The 17,770-nt window shown below is 39.9% G+C and carries 14 protein-coding genes; 11 read left to right on the forward strand and 3 right to left on the reverse strand.

Annotated features, from left to right (window positions below; genetic code table 11):
• The first annotated feature begins 3 nt into the window (after positions 1–3).
• Positions 4–822 carry a LytR/AlgR family response regulator transcription factor gene (locus tag ACRCA4_RS09960; protein WP_433187683.1) on the forward strand — a complete coding sequence of 273 codons (819 nt, stop codon included), beginning with the start codon at positions 4–6 and terminating at the stop codon, positions 820–822.
• A gap of 22 nt (positions 823–844) precedes the next feature.
• Here ACRCA4_RS09960 and ACRCA4_RS09965 read toward each other — a convergent pair whose 3' ends face one another.
• On the reverse strand, positions 845–1,834 hold the full coding sequence (locus ACRCA4_RS09965; protein WP_433187686.1) for an ATP-dependent 6-phosphofructokinase: 990 nt from the start codon (positions 1,832–1,834) through the stop codon (positions 845–847).
• A gap of 228 nt (positions 1,835–2,062) precedes the next feature.
• On the opposite strand from ACRCA4_RS09965, the gene ACRCA4_RS09970 reads away from it, so the two are divergent.
• The gene (locus tag ACRCA4_RS09970) at positions 2,063–3,034 is read left to right on the forward strand and encodes a DMT family transporter (protein ID WP_433187688.1); all 972 of its coding nucleotides are present in this window, start codon (positions 2,063–2,065) and stop codon (positions 3,032–3,034) included.
• Between the two features lie 79 nt (positions 3,035–3,113).
• Here ACRCA4_RS09970 and pyk read toward each other — a convergent pair whose 3' ends face one another.
• Positions 3,114–4,550 carry a pyruvate kinase gene (pyk, locus tag ACRCA4_RS09975; protein WP_433187691.1) on the reverse strand — a complete coding sequence of 479 codons (1,437 nt, stop codon included), beginning with the start codon at positions 4,548–4,550 and terminating at the stop codon, positions 3,114–3,116.
• 111 nt (positions 4,551–4,661) lie between these two features.
• Positions 4,662–5,513, reverse strand: coding sequence for a MurR/RpiR family transcriptional regulator (locus tag ACRCA4_RS09980; protein WP_433187694.1), 852 nt, complete (start codon positions 5,511–5,513; stop codon positions 4,662–4,664).
• Positions 5,514–5,684: 171 nt separating this feature from the next.
• On the opposite strand from ACRCA4_RS09980, the gene zwf reads away from it, so the two are divergent.
• The 9 genes from zwf (at position 5,685) to ACRCA4_RS10025 (ending at position 17,711) form a co-directional block, all read left to right on the forward strand.
• The gene (gene zwf / locus ACRCA4_RS09985) at positions 5,685–7,157 is read left to right on the forward strand and encodes a glucose-6-phosphate dehydrogenase (protein ID WP_433187697.1); all 1,473 of its coding nucleotides are present in this window, start codon (positions 5,685–5,687) and stop codon (positions 7,155–7,157) included.
• Positions 7,157–7,852, forward strand: a complete 696-nt coding sequence (gene pgl / locus ACRCA4_RS09990; protein WP_433187700.1) for a 6-phosphogluconolactonase — start codon at positions 7,157–7,159, stop codon at positions 7,850–7,852. The genes zwf and pgl overlap by 1 nt, the downstream gene beginning before the upstream one ends.
• 48 nt (positions 7,853–7,900) lie before the next feature.
• A complete protein-coding gene (edd, locus tag ACRCA4_RS09995) occupies positions 7,901–9,751 on the forward strand; it encodes a phosphogluconate dehydratase (protein ID WP_433187703.1) in 1,851 nt (616 codons plus the stop codon).
• A gap of 3 nt (positions 9,752–9,754) precedes the next feature.
• Positions 9,755–10,402: a bifunctional 4-hydroxy-2-oxoglutarate aldolase/2-dehydro-3-deoxy-phosphogluconate aldolase gene (locus tag ACRCA4_RS10000; protein ID WP_433187705.1), complete on the forward strand. Its 648-nt coding sequence runs from the start codon at positions 9,755–9,757 to the stop codon at positions 10,400–10,402.
• Positions 10,403–10,592: 190 nt separating this feature from the next.
• Entirely contained in the window at positions 10,593–12,182 is a 1,590-nt protein-coding gene (locus tag ACRCA4_RS10005) for an ABC-F family ATPase (protein WP_433187708.1), read from the forward strand.
• A gap of 283 nt (positions 12,183–12,465) precedes the next feature.
• Entirely contained in the window at positions 12,466–12,933 is a 468-nt protein-coding gene (locus ACRCA4_RS10010; protein ID WP_433187711.1) for a Dps family protein, read from the forward strand.
• Between the two features lie 189 nt (positions 12,934–13,122).
• Positions 13,123–13,968 (forward strand): HDOD domain-containing protein, encoded by an 846-nt coding sequence (locus ACRCA4_RS10015; RefSeq protein WP_433187714.1) that lies wholly within the window; start codon positions 13,123–13,125, stop codon positions 13,966–13,968.
• Positions 13,969–14,021: 53 nt separating this feature from the next.
• Positions 14,022–15,716 carry an NAD-dependent malic enzyme gene (locus ACRCA4_RS10020; protein WP_433187717.1) on the forward strand — a complete coding sequence of 565 codons (1,695 nt, stop codon included), beginning with the start codon at positions 14,022–14,024 and terminating at the stop codon, positions 15,714–15,716.
• Positions 15,717–15,830: 114 nt separating this feature from the next.
• Positions 15,831–17,711, forward strand: a complete 1,881-nt coding sequence (locus ACRCA4_RS10025; protein ID WP_433187720.1) for a DUF885 domain-containing protein — start codon at positions 15,831–15,833, stop codon at positions 17,709–17,711.
• The last annotated feature ends 59 nt before the right edge of the window (positions 17,712–17,770 follow it).

Genomic DNA, 17,770 nt, shown 5'->3' on the forward strand with positions numbered 1-17,770 from the left:
CATATGCTTAAGGTAATAGTAGTTGATGATGAACCTTTAGCTCGAAAGGGCATGCTTTTTCGTTTGGCTGAGTTTGCTCAGCTAGAAGTGATTGCTGAATGCAGTAATGGTGATCAAGCAGTTAGCTGTATTAGCGAGTTAGAGCCTGATTTAGTGTTTTTAGATGTTGAAATGCCAGGGATGGACGGCTTTGCTGTACTTAAAAAACTTCAAGCCAATAAGGTAAATTTACCCTATATTGTTTTTGTTACCGCCTATGATCATTATGCTTATAATGCTTTTGAAGTAAATGCGCTGGACTATGTATTAAAACCAGTTGAACCAGAGCGGTTAAAGCAAACAGTAGAAAAGGTAATTAAACTGCACCAAGCCCAAGATACGCATAAACATAAAGGTCAGCTTGCTGAAGCGGTAGCGAAGCTAACGGGCGATGATGCCAATCAGATATTAAACCGGTTAGATAATGCAGAGCCTGTGGTAAATGAGCGTTATCCTGATGCAATTAGCATTAAAGATAGTGGTGAAATTACCCGTGTTCCTGTTACCGCTATTGAATGGGTCGATGCTGCTGGCGATTATATGTGTATTCATACTCAAGATGGGCAAACTCATATTTTACGTCGCACAATGAAAGAGTTGGAGCAAGAGTTAGATCCTAGGCTTTTTGTTCGGGTACATCGCTCTGCTATTGTTAATGTCCACACTATTGCTAAACTGCAAATGTTAGCTAATGGTGAGCACCAAATAATGCTTACCAATGGCCAAGCTGTAAAAGTAAGCCGCAGCTATAAAGATCGCGTTAAGCAGGTTTTTAATCAATAAGTTATTTTCTTTCTGATTCTGCTTAGTCGCGAGCAATCCTCTGTTGCCAGCGCACTAAGTAGGGATCAATTTTCTTATTTCTTTCACAGGTTTTCTCAAGCGGGAACAGTGTGGCTTGCTGATTAACTTCGCCTACCATCATTAAGTTAGCCCCATTTTTTAATTGCTCTACAGCAAAAGCGCCTAACTTAGTGGCTAAAATGCGATCAGCTCCTACAGGTCTTCCGCCACGCTGCATATGGCCTAAAATACAAGCTCTGCATTCGGTGCCAAGCTCTGCGGCTAAATCATCTGCCAAGGCTGTAGTGCCGCCAGGGTAGCTATTTTCTGCCACTACAATAATATAGCTACTTTTGCCGCGTAATAATTGCGCATTTTGAATAGGGCCAACCAGCGCTGAAAGCTGGTTTTTATTGACGGTAGCAAATTCAGGACAAATAATTTGTTCGGCTCCGGCGGCTATGCCGGCCGATAAGGTAATGTAACCAGAATGCCGGCCCATTAGTTCAACTAAAAATATACGTTCAAAGGCATCAGCGGTATCACGGATTTTATCTATAGCATCTAAGGCTGTGTCTATAGCAGTCGCAAAGCCAATAGTGTAATCAGTACCATCAATATCGTTATCAATAGTGCCAGGCACGCCAAGTATTTGGCCTTGATAATGCTCAGCTATAGCTAAAGCCCCTTTAAAGCTGCCGTCACCGCCAATAATAATTAAAGCATCAAGATGTAATTTTTGTAGCACCTTAGCGGCTTGAACTGCACCTTCTTTGGTTTTTAAGGCTTTACAGCGGGCACTTTTTAAAATAGTGCCACCGCGTTGAATAATGTCTTGCACATGATGGAGCAGTAAGGTTTGATAATCTTCTTCTAATAAACCATTAAACCCATGATGAAAACCAATGACTTCAAGGTTATAAGCTGAAGCAGTAAGTACTATGGCTCTAATACAGGCGTTCATGCCAGGTGCATCACCACCTGAAGTTAAAATACCAATACGTCTGATCATATAAACTCCGTTTAACCTGGCTTTTAATATCTAAGCGCAGTATAGGTGTTATTTAAGCTAACTAAATTGATATGCCGCAACTGAATGTCTATTGGTCGTATCTGGTTATAAAACTAAAGACAGTATGCCATTAAATAAGCGAAAATAGACAACCGCTTAGGTAATCATTGCCTAAGCACTTGAAACCATTTTAAGCCATATACACTTTAACTCACTGGAAGCGACTTCATGCACGAAATTACTGGCAAAAGCCTAGCAGGTTTTTTATTAGCCCTTACTACAGCTGTGCTTTGGGGTGTGTTACCTATAGCGTTAAAAGTGCTATTAAGTGTGTTAACCGCCAATACGATTACTTTTATTCGCTTTTTGGCCGCAGCCATTATTGTTGGGCTTTGGCTGTCCGCAAGAGGTAAATTACCTTCTTTAGCCGTGTTTAAACAGTTAAAAGTTAGTGTATTAATGCTCGTTGCTATTATTGGCTTATTGTCTAATTATATTTTGTATTTAACCGGTCTTGAGTTTTTAACCGCAGAAACAGGGCAAACCTTGATCCAACTGGCTCCTTTTTTAATGTTAATAGGGGGTGTTTATATTTTTAAAGAGCGGTTGTTACTGTGGCAGAAGGTTGGTGCGGTAATATTAATTACTGGTTTGTTATTATTTTTTAATCAACGTTTAATTGAACTTGTTAGTCAAGTTAGTGGTGAAACCTTAGGGGTCTTGTCTATTGTAGCTGCGGCTATTACTTGGGCGGCTTATGCTTTAGCCCAAAAGCAATTATTAGTTAACTTTAGTTCAAAACAAATTATGTACATACTATATTTTGCTGGCAGTATTTGTTTTTTCCCTGTTGCAGAGTTAAGCCCGTTACAAACGATGACAGCTCTGCACTGGGCTTTGTTGATTTTCTGTTGTTTAAATACTGTAGTGGGCTACGGGGCTTTTGCGGAGGCTTTGCACCACTGGGAAGCTTCAAAAGTAAGTGCAGTATTAGCTTTAACGCCTTTAGTAACAATTGTATCAGCCAATATTATTGCTTTTATTTGGCCTGATTTTATTCAGCCAGAGCAATTAAATATTTGGTCTTGGCTAGGGGCTATATTAGTGGTTACCGGCTCGGCAGTGACAGCTTTAGCACCACAGTTTGTTGAGTATCGAGCGGCTAGGCGAGTTAGAAAATTACAACGAGACGTGCTTTAAGTAAAACAGCGGCAATTGCCGCTGTTTTTCCTGATAAATACAAAGATATAAGCAGTGAGTTAAGTTTAACTATTTAGGCTTATTTAACTTGAACAATTCGACAAGTATTAGATGCACCTACGGTTTCCATAACGTCACCATGAGTGATAATAACTAGATCACCACTTTGCAAATTTGCTTTGTGCTTAATGGTATCAATAGCGGCATCGGCTAAAGCTTCATCTCCAACAGTTGTACTATCAAAGAAAGCAGGATAAACACCACGATACAAGGCCATTTGATTAAGCGCTTTATCATGACGCGATAAAGCGTATATAGGCTGTGGTGAGGTAATACGTGACATTAGTTTAGCTGTGTAGCCAGACTCAGTTAAGGCAATAATTGCTTTAATGCCACTTAGATGATTTGCTGCATACATTGCTGATAATGCAATGGTCTCACTTACTTCAGTAAAAGCAGAGTCCATGCGGTGTTTTGAAATTTGCACGCTTGGGTGTTTTTCTGCCCCTTCACATACTCTGGCCATGGCTCGTACGGTTTCTGTTGGATATTTACCTGCTGCTGTTTCTGCTGATAACATAACAGCATCTGTGCCGTCTAAGACTGCATTGGCAACGTCCATAACTTCAGCACGGGTTGGCATTGGGCTTTCAATCATGCTTTCCATCATCTGAGTAGCGGTAACTACTACACGATTTAATTGGCGTGAGCGAGATATAATACGCTTTTGCTGACCAACTAGTTCGGCATCGCCTATTTCAACACCTAAATCACCTCGCGCAACCATTACTGCATCAGATGCACGAATAATATCATCTAAGGTTTCATCATCAGCAACGGCTTCAGCACGTTCAATTTTAGCCATTAAGCGGGCATTTGAACCTGCTTTTTGTGCTAAGTCACGAGCCAAGCGCATATCATCGCCGCTACGAGGAAAAGACACAGCCAAGAAGTCGACCTTAATTTCTGCGGCTGTTAAAATATCTTGCTTATCTTTTTCTGTTAAGGCCGGCGCAGTTAACCCTCCACCTTGACGATTTATACCTTTATTATTGCTAAGTACGCCGCCTACAGTGACGGTGGTGAGTACTTTATCGCCCTCTATACTGTCTACTTGAAGCTGAATGCGGCCATCGTCAAGTAATAATAAGTCACCAGCAGACACATCTTGTGGTAATTTTTTATAATCAATACCAACCTGATGCTGATCACCTTCGCCTTTCGCCAGCTTGGCATCTAAAACAAAGGCTTGTCCTTCTTCTAAGGTTACCGCGTTGTCTTTAAAGGTAGAAACACGAATTTTTGGGCCTTGTAAGTCGCCTAAGATGGCAACATGGACTTTTAGGTTTTCAGCAGCTTGGCGCACCATAGCTGCACGCTCTTTATGATCATCAGCATTGCCATGAGAGAAGTTAAGACGAAATACCGAAGCGCCAGCTTTAATCAGTTTTTCAATTGCGTTAAGGCTGTTAGTTGCTGGACCAAGTGTAGCAACAATTTTGGTTCTTCTGTGCATGGAGGACTCCTGATTATGGCGAAAATACAGTGTATAGACTAGCAATTGACTGTTGTAATTTTATTACATTGTATCGTGAAGCACTAAATGAAAGCTACTGTTTGTACTGAGTTAAGGCGATTTCTTTTCAAATCTTGAATCACGTAAACTTTCTTTTACTTTTTTCAAATTCTCACGAAATTTAGCACCGCGTCTTAAGGTAAAACCCGTGGCTAAAATATCTATAAGAACAAGTTGGGCCACCCTAGATGCCATAGGCATGTACATATCGGTATCTTCAGATACATCAAGCGATAAGACTAATGAACACTCTGTAGCTAAAGGGCTGTTTGCTGCTGTTATACCGATTACGGTAGCATCATTCTCTTTAGCAATAGCAGCAATCTCACATAAGTTTTTGGTGCGACCAGTATGACTGATACATACAACAACATCTGCTTCGGTACTATTAATTGCGCTCATTCGTTGCATCACAATATCGTCGAAACAGACAACGGGGATATTAAAACGTAAAAACTTATTTTGCGCATCATGAGCAACTGAAGCAGAGGCACCTAAACCGAAGAATGAAATTTTGTTAGCTTGAGTTAATATATCAACGGCACGATTAATATTATTAATATCTATTTTTTGCCTAGCGTTGTCTAAAGCCGCCATTGTTGATTCAAAAATCTTTGCAGTATAGGCTTCGGGACCATCGGTTTCTTCAACATGCCTATTAACATAAGGGGTGCCGTTAGCTAAGCTTTGCGCTAAGTGTAGCTTAAAATCTGGAAAACCTTTAGTATCAAGTCGACGACAAAAGCGATTAACAGTAGGTTCACTTACATCAGCAACCTTAGCTAAAGTGGCTATACTGCTATGAATCGCCGCTTGAGGATTTTGTAAAATGGCTTCGGCAACCTTACGCTCAGACTTACTAAAGCTTTGACCGTTGGTTATGATTTTTTCTAACACGTTCATGCGAATGTACCTAAGTTCTGATGGAATAGGTTAACTTATGGCTAAGTTTGCCATATTCTTATAGCTAAAAATATTAACTGTAATTTACTTACATTTAGTGCAGTTTACAACAGCCTTTACTGGGCTTTATATACCATATATGTTGTAAAGTTACATACATAAGGGGCCATTATGGCAGCAACTACAGCGCAAAACGCTGCATCAGATTTTATATTGTTTGGTACCAAAGGGGATTTAGCTAAGCGCAAACTTTTACCCGCATTATATCAACTAGAAAAAGCAAATTTACTTTGTTCTGATACGCGGATTATCGGTGTTGCCCGAGATAGTTTATCAACTGAGCAATATCAGCAGTTTGTATTTGATAGCTTGCAGCAGTTTATAAAACAGCCTATTGAACAAGAGGTGTGGCAATCCTTACAAACAAAATTAATTTATCGCCAAATTGATTTAAATAACCTGGATGAGTTTAGCAAGTTAAAAAATCTAGTCGATGTTACGCAGCGTGTGCCCGTGTGCTACTTTGCAACACCACCGAGCCTATATGCGGCTATTTGTAAAGGCTTAGCAGCAGCTGAACTGGCTATACCGATAACACGTGTTGTGCTTGAAAAACCGATAGGCCACGACTTAGCATCTTCTAAACAAATTAATGATCACGTTGCTCAATACTTCTTCGAGCAGCAAATTTATCGAATTGATCATTATTTAGGTAAAGAAACCGTTCTTAATTTATTAGCTTTGCGTTTTGCCAATGCCATTTTTGCAAGTAATTGGGATCATAATTCGATTGATCATGTCCAGATCACGGTAGCCGAAGCGGTTGGTGTGGAAGGGCGCTGGAGCTATTACGATGATGCAGGGCAAATGCGTGATATGGTGCAAAACCATTTATTGCAAGTGCTAAGCCTAATTGCTATGGAGCCACCGGCTAGATTAGATGCAGATAGTATTCGTGACGAAAAACTTAAAGTATTAAAAGCCTTACGTCGAATTGATGCCAGTAATATTCAACAAAAAACAGTGCGTGGTCAATACGCTGCTGGGTTTGTTTTAGGCAATGCTGTGCCTGGGTATTTACAAGAAGTAGGGGCGAAAGCTAATAGTAGTGCTGAAACCTTTGTGGCGTTAAAAGTTGATATAGATAACTGGCGTTGGGCTGGCGTGCCGTTTTATTTGCGTACAGGCAAGCGTATGGCCAGTAAATTAAGTGAAGTGGTCATTTGCTTTAAACCGCAACCACATAATATTTTTCATGAAACCTACCAGCATTTACCAGCAAATAAGTTGATTATTCGCTTGCAGCCCGATGAAGGGGTAGAAATTCAAGTTTTAAACAAAATTCCAGGCTTAGGTGAAACCATGCGGTTACAAGAATCAAAGCTTGATTTAAGTTTTGATGAAACCTTTAAATCACAACGCATTGCCGACGCTTATGAGCGTTTGTTATTAGAGGCTATGTTAGGTAACCAATATTTATTTGTTCGACGTGATGAAGTTGAGCAGGCATGGAAGTGGGTGGATAGCATTATGAATGCCTGGCAGCAAAGTAATGAGCCGCCTAAAAGCTATCCTGCTGGGAGTTGGGGGCCAGTGGCATCAATTTCGATGATGGCGCGTGATAATCGAAATTGGGAGGAATAATGATGATGAAATTTAATCAGTTCGCCGATAGTGCTGAGCTAAATAGCCAATTTGCGGCTAAACTAATTAGCATAATGAAACAGGCTATAGTACAGCGAGGTGAGGCTTATTTAGTCGTCTCTGGTGGTCGTACTCCTCAGGCTTTATTTAGCCTACTTAATAAAACAGATCTAGAATGGCAAAAAGTGACAGTGTTATTAGCTGATGATCGCTGGATAGATAACAGTCACCCAGATAGTAATGAGCGGTTAGTAAAAACGGCTTTACTGCAAAATAAAGCTGCTAAAGCTAGGTTTATCAGTTTATATAGCAATGCTGAGTCTGCCTTTGCAGGGGCCGAACAGGTATTAAACCGTATTGTAAGCCTACCAACTTTTGATGCTGTTATTCTAGGCATGGGTGAAGACGGCCATACAGCGTCTTTATTCCCTTGTAGCGAACAGATTGCTGCTGGTCTAGCTGATGAGTCACAAGCTGTTTTAGCTGTTAAACCAACAACAGCACCCTATGAAAGGATCAGCCTTTCTAAGGCGAGACTTGAAAATACGCGTCATCTGTTTTTGCACTTAGTAGGGAGTAGTAAGAAAACAGTATTAGATAAGGCCATGCAAGGTGACGATCATATGGAAATGCCAATACGGGCGTTTTTACAGCATCCATGTCTAACCGTAGAGGTAATGTACGCTGAACAATGAGTGTGCTTTAGTCGCAGTTAGTATGACATTAAGGAATTTAAATACGCCATGCATCCAGAAATTCTAACAGTCACTAATAATATTACTCAGCGTAGCCGCGCTAGTCGAGCTAAGTATTTACAGCGTATGGAGCAAGCTCGTCAGCAAGGGCCACATCGTGCTACATTAAGCTGTGGAAATCTAGCACATGGCTTTGCGGCTTGTAATGCCCAAGATAAAGCTGATTTACGCAGTTTAATCAAAGCTAATATTGGTATTGTTTCAGCCTATAACGACATCTTATCAGCCCATCAACCTTACGAAACATATCCAACGCTAATTAAGCAGGCTGTTAGTGAAGTTGGCAGTGTAGCCCAATTTGCTTCTGGTGTGCCTGCGATGTGTGATGGTGTAACCCAAGGCCAACCGGGTATGGAGTTAAGCTTATTAAGCCGCGATATTATTGCAATGTCTGCTGCTGTAGGTTTATCTCATAATATGTTTGATGGCGGCGTAATGTTGGGGATTTGCGATAAAATTGTCCCTGGCTTGTTATTAGCGGCCCTTAGTTTTGGCCATTTACCCTTCGTATTTATACCAGCAGGGCCTATGCCATCAGGGATCCCAAATAAGGAAAAAGCACGGGTACGGCAAAATTATGCCCAGGGTAAAGTAACAAAAGAGCAGCTATTAGCTGCTGAAACTGCATCTTATCATGCACCAGGCACCTGTACTTTTTATGGTACAGCAAACTCTAACCAGCTAGTGGTTGAAATTATGGGGCTACATTTACCAGGTGCATCTTTTGTTAATCCTGGTACGCCATTACGTGATGCCTTAACTAAAGCTGCGGCTAGGCAAGTAACACGGTTAACTGACTTAGGCGATAACTATCTACCTATCAGTAAAATAATCGATGCTAAAGCGATTGTTAACGGTATTGTTGGGCTATTAGCCACTGGTGGTTCTACCAATCATACTATGCATTTAATCGCGATTGCCCGTGCTGCTGGTTATATTGTTAATTGGGATGACTTTGCGCAGCTATCAGCTGCTACGCCGTTATTAACGCGTATATATCCCAACGGACAAGCAGATATTAATCATTTCCAACAAGCGGGTGGTATGGCGGTATTAATTAGAACATTATTAGATGCGGGTTTACTCCATGAGGATGTGCATACCATAGCAGGTGAAGGTTTGCGTCGTTATTGCCAAGAGCCGTTAATAAAAGACGGTTCACTTATTTGGCAAGATGCGCCTGCAATTTCAACAGATTTAACCGTTTTAAGTTCTAGTACTGAGCCGTTTAAAGAGCATGGTGGTTTACAAGTATTATCAGGTAATTTAGGCCGCGCGGTAATGAAAACCTCTGCGCTACGTCAAGGTGCTTCACTAATAAAGGCATCTGCAGTAGTGTTTTCCAATCAGCATCAATTAGAGGCTGCATTTAAAGCTGGCGAATTAGATAAAGACTGCGTTGTGGTTGTGCGCTTTCAAGGCCCCAAAGCCTGTGGCATGCCTGAGCTACATAAGCTCACTCCCGCTTTAGGCGTTTTACAAGATAGAGGCTTTAAAGTTGCTTTAGTAACCGATGGTCGTATGTCTGGCGCATCAGGTAAAGTGCCTGCAGCTATTCATGTTACGCCTGAAGCATTAGATGGCGGATTACTAGCTAAAATTCAAACTGGCGATATGATGTTAGTTGATGCTGAACTTGGTCAATTATCATTGCTGGTATCTGAAGCTGAGCTTGAGCAAAGAGAGGCCGCTCGCTTTGACCATGCAGAAAACCCTAGTGTTATCTATGGCATGGGCAGAGAAATGTTTGCAGCTCTGCGTAGTCAATTAACAGGGGCAGAGCAAGGTGCCTGTAGCTTATTTACGGAACAAGATATTTTTAATAAGCATAAGGAATAAGCTATGGCATTTGCTAACTGGGCCTTACAACCAGATATTTTATTTCAACAAAGCGCAGTGATCCCTGTTGTGGAAGTGAACAATTTAGCCGATGCTATTCCAATGGCACAAGCGATTATTGACGGTGGTATAGGTGTTTTAGAAGTTACATTACGTACACCAGTGGCATTAGATGTTATTCGTTTGCTGTCAGAAAAATTTCCAGACGCTATCATTGGCGCGGGCACCATAATTAATGCACAACAGTTGCAACAGGCAATTTTTGCTGGCGCTAAATTTGCCATCAGCCCAGGTTTAACTGCAGAGTTGCTTGCAGCAGGTAAAGCCGCAGCGATACCACTAATTCCTGGCATTGCGACTAGCTCTGAATTAATGCAAGGCATTGCATATGGTTATAACCATTTTAAGTTTTTTCCAGCAGAAACGTCTGGTGGCGTTAAAGCTTTAGCCTCATTTTATGGACCATTTTCACAGGTTAGGTTTTGTCCAACGGGTGGCATTACCCCTAATAATGCTAAGGCGTATTTGTCGTTACCTAACGTTGATTGCGTTGGAGGCTCTTGGTTAACGACAAAGCAGTTAATTACGGATAAAAATTGGTTACGCATAACCGAATTAAGTGCCGCAGCAATTCAATTGGCCAATAACTAAACATACTAACAATTAACAATTAACAATTAACAATTAATAATTAAGCATCTTGGTTTAATGCCTAAAGTGGTAAAGGCCATAGAACAAAGTAGACAAAGTAGGCTGAAGCTTTGAAATTAGCTGGCAAAGTGCGTATAGTGACGCACTTTTTGTATTTGGCTGTCTAGCTTAACCTGTTCTGGAACACACTGTGATCTCAACTTCAAACATTACCATGCAATTCGGCGCTAAGCCGTTATTTGAAAATATTTCGATTAAATTTGGCGAGGGTAACCGCTATGGCTTAATTGGCGCTAATGGTTGCGGTAAATCAACATTTATGAAAATTCTTAGCCGCGAGTTAGAGCCTAGCGCGGGTAATGTCTTTGTTGAACCTAACCATCGAGTTGCTAAGTTACACCAAGATCAATTCGCCTTTGAGCAATATACAGTTATTGACACTGTAATAATGGGCCATGCTGAATTATGGTCTGTTAAACAAGAGCGCGACCGCATCTATAGCAGTGCTGAGATGAGCGAAGAAGATGGCATGAAAGTCGCCGATCTTGAAGTCGCTTTTGGTGAGATGGATGGTTACACCGCAGAGTCTCGTGCCGGTGAATTATTAATAGGTGTTGGCATCCCTGTAGAGCAACATTTTGACTTAATGTCATCTATAGCGCCTGGCTTTAAATTGCGGGTATTGTTAGCTCAAGTGTTATTTGCTGAGCCAGAAGTGATGTTGCTAGATGAGCCTACGAACAACTTAGATATTAATACAATTCGTTGGTTAGAGAACGTATTAACTGAACGTAACAGTACTATGGTAATTATTTCGCATGATAGACACTTTTTAAACAGTGTTTGTACTCATATGGCTGATTTAGATTATGGTGAGTTACGTTTATATCCTGGCAACTATGATGAATATATGTTTGCTGCAACTCAAGCTCGCGAGCGTTTATTGGCCGATAATGCCAAGAAAAAATCGCAAATAGCAGAACTTCAGACTTTTGTTAGTCGTTTCTCTGCTAATGCTTCTAAGGCTAAACAAGCGACGTCACGGGCTAAGCAAATAGAAAAAATTCAGCTAGAAGAAGTTAAAGCGTCTAGCCGTGTTAATCCTTTTATTCGCTTCGAGCAACAAAAACAGTTATATCGTTTAGCTTTAGAAGTTGAAGGCTTAAACAAAAGTTTCGATGAACTGCAGTTATTTAAAAACTTAAACTTAACCATAGAAGTGGGTGAGAAAGTCGCTATTCTAGGTACTAATGGTATTGGTAAAACAACTTTACTTAAATGCTTAATGGGTGAGTTAAGCCCAGAATCTGGTACGGTTAAATGGTCTGAAAATGCCAAAGTGGGCTACTATGCGCAAGATCATGAGTATGAATTTAAAGACAATATGACTTTGTTCGACTGGATGAGCCAATGGAAAAGCCCAACAGATGATGAGCAAGTTGTAAGAGGTATTTTAGGTCGTTTGCTGTTTTCGCAAGATGATATTAAAAAATCGACCAGTGTATTATCGGGTGGTGAAAAAGGCCGGATGTTATTTGGTAAATTAATGCTATTAAAGCCAAATATATTAGTGATGGATGAGCCAACTAACCACTTAGATATGGAATCTATTGAGTCATTAAATCTTGCCTTAGAGCACTATAAAGGCACCTTAATATTTGTCAGTCATGACCGTGAGTTTGTTTCTTCATTAGCAAGCCGTATCATTGAAATTACGGACCAAGATGTGCGTAACTTTGTTGGTACTTATGAAGAGTATCTTGTTGCACAAGCAAACTAATCAAACTTAGTTATTAAACTAAGGTGTAAAATCGGCTTTGTTGGTAATAAATAATTCACCAACAAGGTCGCTTAATTTACCGGGTTAGGTATTATCTAAATACTCGCTTTACGTTTCTTAAACCATTATTTAGTAAAGGGTTGTTTTTACTAAAATCATCTCCATATCTTTAATAGGTCAATATAAACTAGTCTTTAGTATTAAGTTACTTTGGGCTATTCTATCAGCAGGAGCCTGTACGAGTTTATTATTGTAAATATTGATTAATCTAAAGAGGCGATTTATGAAAGTAAATATTGGTATTAGTGAAGAGCAACGTAAATTAATTGCAGAGGGTTTAGCGGTATTACTTGCAGACTCTTATACATTGTATTTAAAAACACATAATTATCATTGGAATGTTACTGGCCCACAATTTCAGTCTTTACACACCTTGTTTGAAGAGCAATATCAAGAGTTAGCCGTAGCTGTTGATGATATTGCAGAGCGTATTCGTGCTTTAGGTGAATTTGCACCTGGCTCATATAAAGAGTTTGCAAAATTAACCACAATAGAAGAAGCTGAAGGTATTCCAAGCGCTGAAGAAATGATTAAAGATTTAGTCAAAGGCCATGAGGCAATTGCTAAAACTGCGCGCAGTATTGTTCCTGTTGCTGAAAATGCCTCTGATGAAGTTAGCTTAGATATACTAACTCAACGCATGACAGTGCACGAAAAAACAGCATGGATGTTACGTAGTTCTGTTGAATAACAAATGAAAGTTAATTAAATGCATATTTAATTTATAAAAAACCGATCTTGTTCGGTTTTTTTATTTTATTAACGTTAAATAGTAAAAATGACTAATAAATCTTAGCTAAAACGAGTAAAATCATAAGTTGTAGTAAAACTTAATGTTAGCGACAGCAAAACGTTTGCTAACAAGGGGAGATTTCATTTAATGAAAGCCTTGCAATATGCTCAAAATGCGTCAGACCTGCTTGCTTTACCAGAAAGTTGCATCAGGTTAAGAGAGCTTATGGATTCAAAAACGGCTAGCTTAGATGATATAGCTGAGGTAATTTCACTTGATCCTATATTAACAGCGAAACTCCTTAAGCTTGCTAATAGTGCCTTATATAATTTCTCATTCCAGGTTCCATCTATTAATAAAGCCTTATTAGTTGTGGGACAAAACCAAGTTTATAATTTAGCATTGAGTATTGGTGTTGCTGCGGCTTATTGTAAGTTAGATACGTCTGTTATTGATTTAGAACGTTTTTGGGAGCAAAGCGTTAATGCAGCTTTAATTGGCAAGTATTTAGCTGATTGTTGTGGTGTTAAACCAAGTGAGTCTTTCTATGTTGCGGGTTTATTGCATAATATTGGTGAATTAGTTGTTCTACAAAATGACCCTGAACTCGCTTTTCGCTGTCAAGCTTATGATTCAGAAACGCTTCCTTGGAAGTTACAACACGACGAACTGGGTTTTACTTACGCTGAGTGTGGTGCTGAACTCCTAAACATTTGGCAATTACCCGATATAATAGTTGAACCAATAGCGCTGCAAAATAGTGTGAAATTTGATCATAATCGCTTGCCACAGTTAATTATTCATTTAGCTGTGAAATTAGCTTTAGCTAATCAACATCCTGAGTTATATCAAACCAAACACTTAATTGATCCTCTTGTGTTAGAGTTGCTAAATTTAAGCCAATCAGATGTGCTTAAAGCCATTGATTTTTGTAACACAGAAGGCTTGTTTTTATTGTCAGTACTTAACCCGAGGATCAGCACTATCTATTAAATTTATGCTAGCTTTAGCTCTGGCTTAGCTAGCAACTACTGTGGGAAATTTACATGCGCAGTTCAAAAGTCAAATCTGCTTTATATACCGCTTATTCTGGTTCCGCCTTACTTGAAACACCATTACTAAACAAAGGTAATGCCTTTACCGCCCAAGAAAGACAAGCATTTAATTTAACCGGCTTGCTCCCCCCACGTTATGAAACCATAGAAGAGCAGGTTGAGCGCGCTTATATGCAATACAAAAGCTTTGATGAAGCTATTAACAAGCATATTTATCTTCGGGCGATTCAAGATAATAACGAAACCTTGTTTTATCGACTATTACAGCGCCACTTAGAGGAAATGATCCCGATTATTTATACACCTACTGTAGGCGATGCTTGTGAGCAGTTTTCCGATATTTATCGCAGTGCTAGAGGCTTATTTGTTAGTTATGACGATCGCGATCAATTAGATGATGTACTGCGTAATGCAACTAAACGCAAAGTAAAAGTGATCGTTGTTACCGATGGTGAACGTGTGCTTGGTCTGGGTGATCAAGGCATTGGTGGCATGGGCATTTCTATAGGTAAGCTGTCTTTGTATACCGCTTGTGGTGGTATAAGCCCAGCCTATACATTACCGGTAATGCTTGATGTAGGTACTAACAACGAAGCCTTGCTAAATGATCCTATGTATATGGGGCTGCGGCAAAAACGTATTGTGGGTGAGCAATACAATGAATTTGTAGATGTCTTTATTAAGGCGGTTAAACGGCGTTGGCCTGATGCCATTATTCAATTTGAAGATTTTGCACAACCTAATGCTATGCCAATATTAAACCGTTATCGCAATGAAGTTTGTTGTTTTAATGACGATATTCAAGGAACTGCAGCTGTAAGCGTAGGCACTTTATTAGCAGCTTGTCGTAGTAAAGGCGTTAAGCTCTCGGCACAAAATGTGACTTTTGTTGGCGCTGGCTCTGCCGGTTGCGGTATTGCCGAGCAGGTCATTAGTCAAATGGTGGCAGAGGGAATTAGTGAAAGCCAAGCCAGACAGCAAGTTTATATGGTCGATCGTTTTGGTTTATTAACTGATACTATGCCTAACTTACGCGATTTTCAGCAACAGTTAGTGCAGCGTAGCGAGGATATTGCAACCTGGAGTTACAGTGGCGACTACCCTAACTTATTAGATGTAATGCATTGTGCTAAACCTGGTATTTTGATTGGGGTATCTGGTCAGGCAGGTTTATTCACTGAACAGGTCATCAGAGCCATGAAACAAGGCTGTGATACGCCGATTATATTTCCATTAAGTAATCCTTCGAAACAAGTTGAAGCAACTCCAGAGCAGGTTATTGAATGGACAGATGGCGATGTCATTATCGCCACTGGCAGTCCATTTGCACCTGTTAGTTACAATAATAAGCAATACCCAATAGCGCAATGCAATAATAGTTATATATTCCCAGGTATTGGTTTAGGTGTTTTAGCTGTTAAAGCGCGTTTAATTAGTGATGAAATGTTAAGAGCAGCCAGTAAGACTTTAGCAGGGGCGTCGCCTTTAGCGAATACCGGAGAGGGCGGTTTACTACCACCTTTTACTGAATTAGCCGAGCTTAGCAAGTTAATAGCTTTTAACGTAGCTAAAGTGGCTCAGCAACAAGGTTTAGCGTTAGGTATTGATGATGAAGAGTTAACCAAGCGGATAGAAGATAACTTCTGGCGCCCTGAATATCGTCAATATAAGCGGGTAAGTGCATAAGCTTTATAAGAGATGTTATTTTAGTAAAAGATACTTACAAATTAATTTAGACGAAATACAAAACTCAGCGTAGTCTGAGTTTTGTTACTTCTATAAATTAATAAGGTCGTTTTTATGCAAAAATCACTTATAGCTTTAGCCGTTGTCGGATTACTTAGTGCTTGTGAACCAAGTACTGCTTCTGATCCTATAAATTCAACCTCATCTGAACAAAGTCAATCTGTTATCACTGATCAAAGCGTAATCCAACAAGAAACGGCTCGCATAAATACGTGGTTTGAACAAAAGTACGAAGAGCAACTGCAGCAAAGTCCACTTCAGATGACCTTTCAAGGCCGTAAGGATAAATATGATCAAATTGATAATGTCTCTGTAGCCGCTGAAGATAAACAACTTGCTTGGCTGGGTGCGACTGTGGAAGAAATGACCAGCCAGTTCGATTATGAAAAGTTAACTTTAGAAGCAAAAACCTCTTATGATATCTGGCTGTATCAATATAATTTAGCGAAAGAAGGTGTTAAGTTCAGAAATAACCAGTATATCTTTACTCAAATGCAAGGGGTGCACTCACTTTTACCGCAAATTATGATCAACTTCCATAAGGTTGATAGTCTGGAGGATATGCAAGCCTATAATAAACGCTTAATTGGTATTACTCAGGCTATGTCTGAATTACTAAAACGGGCTAAACATAATGCTGACAAAGGAGTTAGACCACCTGAGTTCGCCTATAGTGGCGTAATTGAGCAAGTCACTAATTTAATATCAGGCACCCCCTTTACCGATAGCAGCGAAGATTCACCATTATGGGCAGATGCCAAAGCTAAAATTGCAAACTTAGTCGCGAATGATAAGGTATCAGATAAAGAAGCAACTGAGCTGACTAACAATGCAAAGAGTCACTTAGAGCAATACTTTTTGCCTACCTATACCGAGCTTAAACAATGGCTTGAAGAGGATATGACAAAGAGTGACCAAATAGCTACTGGTGTTGGTAAGCAACCTAATGGCACGGCTTTTTATAATTATCAGCTTAAAGCAGCAACGACAACAGCACTAACGGCCGATGAAATTCATCAAATAGGCTTAGATGAAGTCGCGCGCATAACCGATGAAATGATTGCAATTAAAAATAAAGTCGGATTTAAAGGCAGCTTAGCAGAGTTTTTTACCTTTATAAAAACAGATGAGCAATTTACATACCCAGATACTGATGAAGGCCGCCAAGCCTACATTACTGATACTGAACAATATTTAGCTGCTATTAATGAAAAATTACCACAATACTTTGGTTTACTTCCAAAAGCCGACTTAATTGTTAAGCGAGTAGAAGCATTTAGAGAACAACCAGGAGCCGCGCAACATTACTTCCCAGGTACCGCTGATGGTTCAAGACCAGGTATTTATTATGCCCATTTGTCTGATATGAAGTCTATGCCTAAAAATGAGATGGAAGCTATTGCTTACCATGAAGGTAATCCTGGACACCATATGCAAATATCAATTGCTCAAGAGCTTACTACAGTACCTACTTTTAGAACTCAAGCCAGTTTTACGGCTTATAGTGAAGGCTGGGGGCTATATGCAGAGCTGTTAGCAAAAGAGATGGGCGGATATAAAAACCCATACTCTGATTTTGGCCGTTTAATTACCGAAATGTGGCGAGCAGTGCGTTTAGTTGTTGATACAGGCTTGCACAGCAAGGGTTGGACAGAACAAGAAGCAGTTGAGTACTTTTTAGCAAAAACGCCCATTGCAGAAGGCGCAGTTAAATCGGAAGTTCGTCGCTATATAGTTTGGCCAGGCCAGGCAACAGCATATAAAATTGGCATGATAGCTATTTTAAAAATGCGTGCTAAAGCTGAACAGGAGTTAGGAGAAGACTTCGATATTCGCGGTTTTCATGACACCGTGTTAGGTGGAGGTGCTTTGCCGCTTAATGTGTTAGAAAAACGAGTAGATAACTGGATTAAAGAGGTTAAAAAAACAATTTAATTGGTTAACTTAAATATTATAAGCGCAGTTAACTTTTAGCTGCGCTTTTAGTTGAGATC

It is taken from the genome of Rheinheimera sp. WS51 (assembly GCF_050936095.1).
Taxonomy (GTDB): domain Bacteria; phylum Pseudomonadota; class Gammaproteobacteria; order Enterobacterales; family Alteromonadaceae; genus Alishewanella.